Here is a 12,722-nt window from a genome sequence, read left to right on the forward strand (position 1 = left end):
CCAACAACCTGACCATTCAAGGGTGCCACCAGTTCACACCGGCAACGAGAGACAGATTTACTGAGATAACTTGGGTTTACTTCAGGAAGTCAGGGACATCCAAGTCATCGGAACGATGCCCGGTGAGATCCGGTTCCACGATGGCAGGGAGTTCAACATCAAAACCTCCGTCAGCGGGAACCTGAGTACCTGACTGCTGTCCCCACTGGTTGAGGTTTGTCACTGAGGCACTAGCAGGTACGGCTGCCGGGACGGGTGGTGCCGTTTGGGCAGCTGGTTCATGTGTCTCGGTAGCCTGATCAGGGGCATCGAAGCCGGCCGCGATAACCGTCACGCGCACTTCGTCACCGAGCGCGTCATCAATGACGGCACCGAAGATGATGTTCGCCTCCGGGTGTGCAACTTCTTGAACCAGTCGAGCAGCCTCGTTGATCTCGAACAAGCCCAGATCGGAGCCACCCTGGATGGACAGCAACACACCATGTGCGCCATCAATGGATGCCTCAAGCAGCGGGGACGCGATGGCCAGCTCCGCAGCCTTGACCGCGCGATCCTCGCCACGGGCGGAACCGATGCCCATCAAAGCAGAACCTGCACCTTGCATCACGGATTTCACGTCAGCAAAGTCAAGGTTGATCAAGCCGGGCGTTGTGATGAGGTCCGTGATGCCCTGAACACCGGACAACAGCACCTGATCTGCCGTACGGAACGCTTCAATGACTGAGACGTTGCGGTCGCTGATGGAGAGCAGACGATCGTTGGGGATAACAATCAACGTATCCACTTCATCGCGCAGAGCCTCGATACCGCTGTCGGCGCTAGTAGCACGACGGCGACCCTCGAAAGTGAATGGACGCGTGACCACACCGATTGTCAAGGCACCCAAGCCACGGGCGATCCGGGCCACTACGGGCGCGCCACCCGTTCCGGTGCCACCACCCTCGCCTGCTGTCACGAACACCATGTCGGCGCCGCGAAGCACTTCTTCGATTTCCTCTGCGTGGTCTTCCGCCGCCTGGCGCCCGACGTCCGGATTGGCTCCGGCCCCCAATCCACGGGTCAGCTCACGGCCGACGTCAAGCTTAACGTCGGCATCACTCATCAGTAGTGCCTGCGCATCTGTGTTAATGGCGATGAACTCCACGCCGCGCAGACCCACGTCAATCATGCGGTTCACTGCATTTACGCCGCCACCGCCGATACCGACGACTTTGATGACTGCCAAGTAATTCTGGGGTGCTGCCACGTTAGGTGTCCCTTGTTCGTATGTTGCTGAAAGATCAATATTTGCTGCTTCTGACACAGAATTTACCCCTTTTCTAGGCGCCGGCTGCGGTTCCCGGGGTAACCTTGAAGCGCTGCTTGAAACTTTGTGTAGCTTAACCCTCAACTTGAAGGTTATAGTTATGTCAACTAGTTCTTGTCACGACGCTATGGTGCATCCGTGCTGCATGCAATTACCATCGCCGCGTGTCGCCCTAATCCCATCAAAAAACACAGAAAACTGTCGCTCTCGAAGTTAAAGCAGTCACTCGCCGAACTTTGTCACCCCATCATCGTGTCACCCCATCATCGTGTCACAGGGTGCCGCGGTGCACTGACATCAAAAACCTTCACAGGTGCCGGTTCAGGCTTCCCCTCCGCAGCCGTGGGTGGCGGTGCACTCAGCAGCGCTTCCAACACCTGGGCCTTGAGCTCCATGTCATTCGCATTGCCCCAGATGATGGACCTGCCGTCTGCGAGTTTTAGCTCTACCGCATCCGGGGACTTCGCCGTTGCATTGGCAAGCTGTCCAAGAATCGACTGGGGCAAATTGGCCAGAACGGCTGTCATAGCTTGAAACGTATCTTGTCCAATGGCCGCTTTGCCACCGTCGATCAGCGGCAGAGCCACGGATCCAGGGTCCTTGGTGGAGCCCAGCTGCACGCCGTCCTGGTCAACCAACAGGTAATCATCATCGTTTTTTAGCAAGGCAACCGGCACCCGCTCCACAATATGGATCAGCAAGGTAGAAGGTGGTCTTGCTTCTATACGGGAACTTTTGACCTGAATAACGTCACTGAGTAAATCTTGCACCTGCACGTCTGTGACCTGCGGGAGGGGTTTAGCAAGAATAGGTGCAACCGCATCTTGGAGGACTTGGTCGCTAACTAACTTGCTGCCGTCAAACACGACTGTCTTCACCGCCAACACTGGCGAAAACAACGCGATCACCATCACCAGGACCAACACGGCGAGCACCCCGGCTGCTGTAAACACAAGGTTTCGGCGACGCCGCTTATATTCAGGGACAGGAAAAGCAAGCACCGTGGCATCACGGCCCGAGCCTGAATCGCCGTATGCCGTGTTCGTTGGCTCTCGTGGCATCACGGCTTTGGAACTACCAGTACCGGGCTTCGCAGTGCCCGTCTTACCTGGGCCCGACTTGCCTGGGCCCGACTTGCCTGGGCCAGCCTGGTTGCCAGACTTCGCCTCGCCAGACTCAGTTGCGGCCGGCTGAACCTTGGTACTTTCTCCGGCGCCAACCCTAGCCAGGAGTGACTTCCACTTGGGTGTCTTGGGGCTCATAATCTGAGCAGCGCCGGCGTCTTCCGATTCAGTGCTGGGCACCCGCTCCACAGAAACTTTGGCGCTGGTGCTGCGCACTGACCCTGCAGGCGGCGCTGCTGCCATATTGGCCCCTGACGCCTCGGCGGTCCCCACATCAGCGGTCCCCGCGTCGGCGGTCCCCACATCGTCTACTGAGCCACTGGTTCCTGGCGTCTCGGCTGCCGCCGGGGGCAAATCTGTTGGGCGGGTTCTTATAACTCTCGGTTTACGGGGCTCAACCATGGGTATTTCCGTTTGCCGTGCTTGCATCCGAGAGTTTGCCGCTGTTCAGCTCGGCTACCAAAGCAGGACCAAACTCAGTGACATCACCGGCACCAATGGTCAAAATAATGTCCCCTGCCACTGCCAACCCGGCCAGACGCTGCACCGCGGCAGCACTATCAGGAGCATAGCCAAATGGCTTATGCAAAGCCGCAGTGATCAATTCACTGGTGACCCCCGGGATGGGCTCTTCACGTGCAGGATAAATATCCAGGACCGCCACGGTATCCGCGAGATCCAAGGCGCGAGCAAATTCCGTGGCAAACTCGGCAGTCCGTGAGAAAAGGTGCGGCTGGAAAAGGACATGAACCCGTTTGTCTCCGGCCACAGTTCTTGCTGCCAGCAGCGCAGCTGTCACCTCGGTTGGATGGTGGGCATAGTCATCAAAAACCGCGACCCCCCGCCCCTCCCCCTTGGCTTCAAACCTTCTGGCCGCACCGCTGAAAGCAGCCAGCGCTTCCACGGCACGGCCAACATCGACTCCCAGCACAACGGCCACTGCCACCGCTGCCGCGGCATTGCTTAGATTGTGCTTACCCGGAACTTGCAAAGTTAACGTCAGTTGAGCTGTTTGCCCTGCAGCAATAACACCTTCTTTGAACACCACAGCGGCCGTGGTGTGCAGTCCGGCCTGCGTGCCAGGAAGGAGCCGGATATCAGCAGTTGGTGCAAAACCGTAGGTCAGGCAGCGCTGCCCGGACGCGCGTGCGTGGGCTGCCAAGGCTGCTGACCCGGCGTCGTCGGCGCACGCCACCAAAGTACCCTCCGCAGGCAGCAAAGTGATGAACTGCTCAAACGCTGCGAAAACTGCCTCAGCGGTGCCGTAATGGTCAAGATGGTCTGCTTCAAGGTTGGTTACTACTGCAATGTCGGGGCAGTAGTTCAGGAAAGATGCATCTGATTCATCCGCTTCGGCTATAAAAACCCCTGCTGCGCCGTGGGCAGCATTGACACCTATGCCCTGCACAGTCCCACCCACGGCAAAGGAGGCGTCAACTCCCGTGCCTCTCAACATGACAGTGATCATCGATGTGGTGGTTGTTTTGCCGTGTGTTCCGGCCACGGCCACTACCGTGTCATTGGCCATGGTGGCTGCCAGCGCCTGAGAACGGTGCAGGATGCGCAGTCCCAAGAGACGGGCAGCCGCCAACTCAGGATTACTCTCTCGGATGGCTGTGGAAATCACCACGGTGTCAACATCTTCAACGTTGGCTGCGCTCTGGCCGATGTGAACAGTTGCACCGAGGGTGCCAAGCTCAAGGAGGCCGGCCGAGTCCTTCGCGTCTGAACCGCTCACAGGCACTCCCTGACTGAGCATGATTCTGGCGATTGCCGACATACCGGCACCGCCCATACCGATAAAATGGACGCGACCGAGTTCGGCCAATGTGGGTGGACTGTACGCAACGGCGTGGCTGTTGTTCATCATGTGGTTCACTTTCTGCCAGCCGCAAATATCATGTCCGCCATGCGCTCGGCCGCATCTCGAATTCCCAGTTCTATAGCCGTTGCCCCCATGCGGGCCAGGCGCGGAGTGTCCAGACACAGCGGTATCAGCTCGGCTTGGATCCATTTAGCATCCAGCGTTTCATCTAGGACAAGCAAGGCAGCACCCGCTTCCACTAGTCCGGCAGCATTACGGGCCTGTTCACCGTTGCCAATGGGTAGGGGAACAAAGACGGCAGGAACCCCAACGGCTGCCACCTCTGAGACGGTGCCTGCCCCGGAACGGCATAATAAGAGGTCCGCTGCCGCGTATGCGTCCTCCATACCATCAATGTACTCAACCTGTCGGTACAGCTCTGCGCGAAGCGGCTCTTCGCTCTTATCAATCACAGCCTTACCCTTGCCCGTGATGTGCAAAGTTTGGATGCCCGCTGCGGCCAAAGCATCAACACACCCGGCCACAGCCTGATTAAGCCGAAGGGCACCCAGAGAACCGCCTGTGACAATGAGAGTTGGTTTGTCTGCAAGTAAGCCCAGGCGTTCACGAGCACTGCGCTGCACAGCTAGTCGATCCAACGTTGCAATGCTGGCACGCATGGGCATTCCCACCCAGTGGGCGTGACGAATCTTTGTCTCAGCAAACGCCGTCCCCACATAAGTTGTGTATCTGGCACCGACTTTGTTGGCCAGCCCGGCCCTGGTGTTGGCTTCATGGATCACGATTGGTACGCCCAGAGACTTGGCGGCAAGGTACATGGGGGTACAGACGTACCCGCCTACACCAACAAGAACATCCGCGTGGGCATTGCGCAGGATCGTTTTAGCCGCAAAAACAGCCCTGATCATCCGTAGTGGGAGTTTAATTACGTCAAGGGATGGCTTACGCGGTAACGGGATGCGCTCAATGAACGCCAGCTCATAGCCGGCCGCCGGAACAAGGGTTTCTTCCAGTCCGCCCTTAGTACCTACAGCCACAATGCCGGTGTTAGGATCGCACCGCCGAAGGGCCGCAGCCATGGCTAGCAGTGGACTGACGTGCCCGGCGGAGCCACCCCCGGCAAAGACAACGGACAGCGCTGGCTGTGAGGAGTTGGAATGGCCCGCGGCTTCACCCGGTGTTGTGTTGTTGGTGTTGGTGGTGTTGTTCATGAAGGACTCGAGGCACTTTCTTGTTCATCGTCGGCTGCAGGGTCGGTTCGGGCAAAGGACAGGACTACCCCAATCGCCGCGAGCACCATCACCAATGCGCTGCCGCCATAGGAAATTAAGGGTAAGGGAACCCCGATCACGGGCAACAGTCCAGTGACCATGGCGATGTTGACAAAAGCCTGGCCAATGATCCAGGTCAGGATAGAACCACAGACCACGCGAGCAAAGGAGTCATTGCGCTTCATGATGACACGGAAAACGGCGAATGCCAGAACACCATAGAGGGCAATGATCACCAGGCTGCCAAGCAGACCCAGTTCCTCTCCAAGGATCGCAAAGATGAAGTCGTTGTGAGCCTCGGGGATCCAGCTCCATTTTTGCCTGCTCTGGCCCAGGCCTACTCCAAACCAGCCACCAGAGGCCAAAGCGTACAAACCATTTTGGGCCTGGTCACACAGCCCCTGCCCGTCGTCGCAATTGCCCAACCAGCCAGAGAGCCTGGCGGTCCGGTTTCCACTGACAGCCGCCATAACTACAGCGGCAGCGAGTCCTATACCAACGGCCCCCAACAGCACACGCTTGCTGCCTCCACCGAAGAACAGCCCGACCCCCACAACGCCCATGACAATGACAGCGGTACCCAAGTCATGTCCCCACAGGATCAACCCCACCAGGATCACCCCGACGGGTACCACTGGCAGTAGCGTGTGCCGCCAGTCGCCAACCAAGCGTCCTTTACGCGATAGCACCATACCCATCCACAACGCCAAGGCCAGTTTGGCTGCTTCCGATGGCTGAAAGCTGAAGGATTCTCCGAGTTTGATCCAGTTTCGGTTTCCGTTAATTTCCGACCCCAGTGGGGTCAGCACGGCAACCAACAGAAAAAATGACAGGCCCAACGCCGGCCAGGCGAACTTCTTTAGCAACGCCGGAGTGGCGAAGGACAAAGCCATCATCAGCACCAGCCCAAAGCCGGCAAACATGGCAGCCTTTAAAAACAAGGAATATGGGTCTACGCCAGCGGATATCGATTCAGCCGCGGAGGCAGAAAGCACAGCCATCAAGCCCACACAGGTGAGGGCCACGGTAGTGGCAATGATCCAGTAATAGGCAGCGCTTGGCCGGCCAGAGAATGCATATAACCTGCCGCGCAGACGCGTCCAATGTCCGTCCACAGCTGGCGGCACAGTGGTGGCTGTTTTCTTCTTCGTTGGTTTTGCAGGCTTTGCACTGATCGCTTGGGTCGTGCCGGCATCCGGGTGCGCGCCAGCCCTGGTCCGCAGTGCGCGTGCAAGCGATGTGCCCGGCTGTGCGGGGGTCTTGGCCACTATGACTCCTTATTAGCGCTTGCCCGAGTTTCCAGCAGCTCCCGCACGGCATCAATGAAGGCCTGACCACGGTGAGCATAGGAGGTGAACTGATCCATCGAGGCCGACGCCGGGGCCATGAGCACCGTGTCCCCGTCACTGGCCAATGACGCCGCCGCTGCGACAGCCTCGGCCATTACCGCCTCGCCACGCAGGAGAGCTGAGTCTGTGTGCCTGCCGCCCTGAGCTCTTGTCAGAATCACCGGAACCCCGCTGGCATGACGCGCCAGCGAACTGGCCAGGTCGGTGCTGTTTGCACCGATCAGAACAACTGCTTTGAGACGCGGTGCTTGCTCCCGAACCAGTTCGTCATAGTCAACTCCCTTGGACAAGCCACCGGCGATCCAAATAACAGGGTCGAACGCTGATAGTGAGGCTGACGCCGCGTGGGGGTTGGTCGCCTTTGAATCGTTGATCCACAGAACGCCCTCAGAGCTGGCCACCGGTTGAATTCGGTGCTCCCCGTTGTCATATTCTCGCAGTCCCTTGGCAACATCTGCTGGTGTGAGCCCATAGGCAAGCACCAGAGCCGCCGCGGCAGCTGCATTGGCCACCAGGTGACGCGGCACCAGGTCTCCAATGTCGCTGATTTTGGCGAGTTCGGCGGCGCTATCTTTGCGTTCTGCAATAAATGCCCTGTCAACCAGGAGACCTTCAACAACCCCGACCATGCTGATGGCCGGAATGCCTGTGGTGAAACCAACTGCCCTGCAGCCTTCTTTCACGTCGGCTTCCTGGACCATGCGTTCGGTTTCAATCTGCTCGGCGTTGTATACACAAGCCACTTGGGTGTTCGCGTAGATCTTGGCCTTATCCGTGGCGTAAGCGGCAAAACTTCCATGCCAATCGACATGATCCTCAGCGAGGTTCAGGCACACACTTGAGATGGGCTCCAAGGACTCGCTCCAATGCAGCTGGAACGAAGAGAGCTCAACTGCCAGCACGTCATAACCCTCCGGGTCACGAACAGCGTCAAGAATGGGCGTGCCAATATTACCTGCCGCGATTGCACGCAGGCCAGCACCCTGGAGCATCGCTTCAACCATGGTGGTTGTGGTGGTCTTGCCGTTGGTCCCAGTGATGGCAATCCACTGCGCCGTTTTTCGCCCCTCTTTGACCCGAACACGCCAAGCCAGCTCTACATCTCCCCAAATGGGGATACCGGCAGAGGCTGCTGCGATGAGCAGTGGGTGGCTGGGTTTGAACCCCGGGCTGGTGATAACAAGCTGTGCCTGCTGCCCATCAACCAGTGGCAGGGCAGTGGAGGAATCAGCCCCAAGGATGACTTCCTTGACCCCTACAATCTTGAGTGTATCGGCATGCGCCCGGGATTCGTCGTCATCCGATGCTGCGATGACAACCACGTGCGCACCCAACTCCGCCAAGGTATCGGCAACCGAGAACCCTGTTTTGGAGATACCGGTGACAACCACACGCAATCCGGACCAATCAGCGTCCCAACTCGTCAGTGCACCCAAACGATTCTCGCAGGCACTCACAGTCGGACAATCCATTCAGCGTAGAAGGCACCGAGGCCCACAGCCACCATCAGTCCTGCCAGAATCCAGAACCTGACAACAACAGTGACTTCCTTCCAGCCCTTGAGCTCGAAGTGGTGTTGCAGAGGTGCCATCAAGAAGACTCGTTTACCTTTGGAAAGCTTGAAGAAACCAACCTGGATGATGACGGAGAGGGCAATGAGGACGAAGAGTCCGCCAATGATTGCCAGCAGAATTTCGGTGCGGGAGAGAATGGCAAACCCCGCCATGGCGCCGCCAATGGCCAGCGATCCGGTGTCGCCCATGAAAATCTTGGCGGGAGAGGTATTCCACCACAGGAAGCCGATCAGTGCGGCAAACATGATCACGGCAAGTAGGGACAAATCCAACGGATCCCGAACTTCATAGCAAACGGTTTCGGAAGGTACTTTGCGGGATCCGCAGGCCTGGCTACTCTGCCAGAGACCGATGAGTGTGTAGGCGCCAAAAACGAGGATCGAAGCCCCTGTGGCCAGACCGTCAAGCCCGTCAGTGAGGTTCACACCGTTCGTGGCTGCAGTAATGATCAGGTTTGACCAAATCACAAACAACACCACGCCTAAGCCTGCCCCTGCAAATGCCAGGTTCAACGAGGGGATGTCCCGCGCAAAGGAGATGAACGTACTGGCCGGGGTGCGCCCAGAACTGTTCGGGAACCCCAACGCCATAATAGCGAAGGAGATGCCTACAACAGCCTGGCCAATAAGCTTGCCTTTGGGATTCAGCCCGGTGTTGTGTTGTTTGGTGATCTTCAGGAAGTCATCCAAGAACCCAACCAATCCCATACCCACCATCAGGTAGATCATGAGCAGACCGGACGCAGTTGGTCCAGAAGTGCCAGGGTTAATCAGCCAGACGATTAAATGCGTGATGAAATAGGCAGCAAACACGGCGCCAACAACGATCGTGCCACCCATGGTGGGGGTACCTCGTTTGATCTGGTGCGTGGTGGGACCATCTTCTCGGATGATCTGTCCGTAACCTTGTTTAACAAGGAATCGAATGAATATGGGAGTGCCGACCATGGCAAAGGCCAAGGCCAAGCCGGCACCGATGAGCAATGCAATCATGGCTTGGAGGTCCTTTCACCTGGGGTAGGGTCACTAGTATTTGCGGGGTTGTTCCCCGTGGGTAATGCTATCCGATCACCTAGGAACCGCAGTCCGGCGCCATTCGAAGACTTAACTAAAACAATGTCTCCCGGTGCCAGCTCGGCGGAAAGTAGGGCGTAAGCGGCTTCCGCGTCGGGAACAAACATGGATTCGTTTCCCCATGAGCCTTCCATGACGGCGCCCACGTGCATGGCACGGGCTCCGGCCCCAACAACAATCAGCCGAGAGATATTCAGCCGAACGGCCACCCGGCCAACCGCGTCATGATCCAGCACTGAGCTCTCGCCCAGCTCAAGCATTTCACCCAGCACTGCCCAGGTACGGCGCGCTCCGCTTCCGCCGAGCTCGGCCAGAGTACGCAGTGCTGCACGCATGGACTCCGGGTTGGCGTTATAAGCGTCATTAACAATGCTCACGCCGTCACTACGGTCCGTGCGTTCCATCCTGTACCTACTTACCGCACGCTGCTCACTAAGTGAGAAGGCAATACGCTCAGGGGAAACGCCGAGGACATGTGCGGCTGAAGCTGCAGCCAATAAATTTGTGACATGGTGCAAGCCGAGTAGTTTGCTCCGTACTTTTAGCGTTTCTATCCGGTCTGGAAAGGCTAGATCAAAAACTGGCTGACCATCCGCATCCGTGTGCACGTTACGTGCCTGCAAGAATTCGGCGCCACCGGGCACGTCAGTTTCTGGTGCATCAGCGCTGCTGAAGAACGTCACAGGCGCCCCTGAACGGGCAGCCATGGTCCGGACTCTACCGTCATCGTAGTTCAGCACGGCCCGGCCCCGCGGGGTTAGCGCTGCAACCAGCTCCCCCTTAGCAACCGCAATGTTCTCTATGGAGCCAAACTCCCCCGCGTGCGCACTTCCCACACACAGGACAACACCGAGATCGGGGTTCACGATCTTACTAAGATATGAAATCTGGCCCATCTTTGTGGCGCCCATTTCAATGATCAGATACCGCGTACCCTCAACGGCCCGAAACACTGTCATGGGGACACCGACTTCACCGTTATAGGAACCCACCGGCGCTACGGTAGGGCCCTCGGTGGCTAGTATTCCGGACAACAAGTCCTTCGTGGTGGTCTTGCCGGCTGACCCGGTGATGCCGATGACGCTCAGTGGCGAGTGCGCCCGAATCCTGCGGACAACCTCGGCCGCCAGCGTCCCCATTGCAAGCACAGCGTCGGTGACGACAACAGCTGGAAACACACCTCCGGCGTCGTCCGCGGGCGGCGTGCGTTCGGCCAGTGCCAGCACAGCACCGGCTTCAAAGGCAGCGGCAATAAAGCCGTGTCCATCAGTATTTTCCCCAGCTTTAGCCACGTACATACTGCCCGGAGTCACATCTCGAGAGTCGGTTGCAATCTTTGCCACGTCCACCAGCATGGCCGGATCAGTGCCGAAGGAAAGTGTGCCTTGGGTCAGTTCGGCAATCTGTGCCGCGGAAATTTCAATCATTAGTTGAGGATTCTATCTTGCTTGCTCCAGTGAGCGGGAATCCGTGGGAAGTCAGGGCTGCCCGCAACTCCACCCTGTCATCGAGAGAAATATTGACTCCTTTGACCTCTTGATAGATTTCGTGGCCGCGTCCAGCCACCAGAATCACGTCCTCGGCCCTAGCAAGTTCCACGGCGCGTTCGATCGCGGCTGCCCGTGAACCATGTTCCTCCACAACTCGTCCCAAGCACTCTTGTTCGTTAGTTTCACGGGCTCCGGCCAGCACGTCGGCACGAATTGCCGCCGGATCTTCGTCATGCGGGTCATCGTCGGTAATAATAACCACGTCTGCACCCCTGGCAACGACGGCACCCATCAGCGGACGCTTGGTGACATCACGCTCTCCGGTAGCGCCAAAGACAACTATCACCTTGGCAGCCGGGGAGTCCGGGCGCACTGCCGCCAGCGCCCGCTTCAGTGCATCCGGATTATGCGCAAAATCAACCACGGCAACCGGTGCTGTGCCGATGAGCTGCATGCGTCCGGGGACCTCGATCGTAAACGGGTCATGGGCGTCAAGCACTGATTGTAGCTCTGTCACAACGTCTTTGACACTCTTGCTTCCATAGCGGACGACGCCGGGATCTTCTTCCGTGGCAACGGCCAGCAGGCGGGTGAGAACCATGAGTAACGCAAGGGCTGCGTTGGAGACATTGAACTCTCCCGGCAGCCCAGTGCGGACCGTGAGAGTTGCGCCATCCGGACCGCAGAGGTTAAAGCGGGATCCTATCCCGTCCCGGCGGATGTCCTGAACCTGCCAGTCGGCGCTACCTTCTGTAGCCGCGAGCTTGAGAGTTGAAAGAGTCACTGTAGGCACCGTGCTGGTGCGCGCCATCCGCTGACCCCAGGCGTCATCAATTGTTATGACAGCCGCCCCTGCATGCGCGGGGGTGAAAAGGGCCGCCTTGGTGGCAAAATACTCTTCCATGCCTCCGTGGAGGTCAAGATGATCCTGGGTGAGGTTGGTGAATCCAGCCACGTCAAACACCACTGAGTCGACCCGGCCAAAGGCTAGTGCATGGGAGGAGACCTCCATTGATGCGGCACCGAGGCCTCTTTCAGCCATCACGGCTAAAAGAGCGTGCACATCCGTGGACTCCGGTGTTGTGAGCTTGCTGGGGATGGATTCACTGCCAGCTAAGATCTCGATGGTGCCAATCAGCCCGGTCGTTTTTCCCTGTGCTTTCAAAAGAGAGTTCAGGAAGTAAGTTGTGGTTGTTTTTCCGTTGGTGCCTGTCACCCCAAACAAGTCCATGTTTTCCAAAGCGTTTTCCAAAGCGCCGCCCCCGGACTCCCCTGCAGTCCCGGCACAGGTGCCATAGATAGTGGCGGCAAGTACTCCAGTGACTGCACGAGGGTCCGCCACTGTCAGAACAGGCACCGCGCAAGCCTTCCCTAGAACTTCCGCGCCTGCATGGTCCGTTAAAATCGCGATAGCGCCTCCGGCTACGGCCTGCGCGGCGAATTGCGCGCCATGAGCCCGTGTTCCTGGCAAGGCAACATAGAGATCACCGGCACAAATAGTGCGCGAGTCCAAGCTGACACCATTCACTGTCACGGGCTCAATACCTCCCTCGCGTTCAGCACCCACGACCTCGGCCAGCTGCGCCAGCGTTACTGACCCGCGGTGACTGGGACGCAGGGGGGCAGACGAATTATTTACAGGCACTTCTTTAGAATCCTTTGCTTGCATAGAGTGCATTGACGTTTCTTTGGGCTACCAGTGCGGAACCC

9 protein-coding genes are annotated in these 12,722 nt (G+C 58.0%); all 9 read right to left on the minus strand.

Annotation, left to right across the window (positions count from 1 at the left end; genetic code table 11):
* Positions 1 to 76: 76 nt before the first annotated feature.
* Positions 77 to 1,246, minus strand: a complete 1,170-nt coding sequence (gene ftsZ / locus QMG40_RS13385; RefSeq protein WP_283531665.1) for a cell division protein FtsZ — start codon at positions 1,244 to 1,246, stop codon at positions 77 to 79.
* 323 nt (positions 1,247 to 1,569) lie between these two features.
* A complete protein-coding gene (locus QMG40_RS13390) occupies positions 1,570 to 2,832 on the minus strand; it encodes a cell division protein FtsQ/DivIB (RefSeq protein WP_283531564.1) in 1,263 nt (420 codons plus the stop codon).
* Entirely contained in the window at positions 2,825 to 4,297 is a 1,473-nt protein-coding gene (murC, locus tag QMG40_RS13395; protein ID WP_283531672.1) for a UDP-N-acetylmuramate--L-alanine ligase, read from the minus strand. Before murC ends, QMG40_RS13390 begins: the two co-directional genes overlap by 8 nt.
* 8 nt (positions 4,298 to 4,305) lie before the next feature.
* Positions 4,306 to 5,466: an undecaprenyldiphospho-muramoylpentapeptide beta-N-acetylglucosaminyltransferase gene (gene murG, locus QMG40_RS13400; RefSeq protein WP_283531565.1), complete on the minus strand. Its 1,161-nt coding sequence runs from the start codon at positions 5,464 to 5,466 to the stop codon at positions 4,306 to 4,308.
* Positions 5,463 to 6,794, minus strand: a complete 1,332-nt coding sequence (gene ftsW / locus QMG40_RS13405) for a putative lipid II flippase FtsW (protein WP_283531566.1) — start codon at positions 6,792 to 6,794, stop codon at positions 5,463 to 5,465. Before ftsW ends, murG begins: the two co-directional genes overlap by 4 nt.
* Entirely contained in the window at positions 6,794 to 8,347 is a 1,554-nt protein-coding gene (gene murD, locus QMG40_RS13410; RefSeq protein ID WP_459253010.1) for a UDP-N-acetylmuramoyl-L-alanine--D-glutamate ligase, read from the minus strand. The genes ftsW and murD overlap by 1 nt, the downstream gene beginning before the upstream one ends.
* Positions 8,329 to 9,441, minus strand: coding sequence for a phospho-N-acetylmuramoyl-pentapeptide-transferase (mraY, locus tag QMG40_RS13415; RefSeq protein WP_283531568.1), 1,113 nt, complete (start codon positions 9,439 to 9,441; stop codon positions 8,329 to 8,331). The genes murD and mraY overlap by 19 nt, the downstream gene beginning before the upstream one ends.
* Complete coding sequence (locus QMG40_RS13420) at positions 9,438 to 10,949, minus strand: UDP-N-acetylmuramoyl-tripeptide--D-alanyl-D-alanine ligase (RefSeq protein ID WP_283531570.1); 1,512 nt, start codon at positions 10,947 to 10,949, stop codon at positions 9,438 to 9,440. Before QMG40_RS13420 ends, mraY begins: the two co-directional genes overlap by 4 nt.
* The gene (locus QMG40_RS13425) at positions 10,942 to 12,681 is read right to left on the minus strand and encodes a UDP-N-acetylmuramoyl-L-alanyl-D-glutamate--2,6-diaminopimelate ligase (protein ID WP_459253015.1); all 1,740 of its coding nucleotides are present in this window, start codon (positions 12,679 to 12,681) and stop codon (positions 10,942 to 10,944) included. Before QMG40_RS13425 ends, QMG40_RS13420 begins: the two co-directional genes overlap by 8 nt.
* Positions 12,682 to 12,722 lie beyond the last annotated feature (41 nt).

This window comes from Arthrobacter antibioticus (assembly GCF_030063205.1).
GTDB lineage: Bacteria > Actinomycetota > Actinomycetes > Actinomycetales > Micrococcaceae > Specibacter.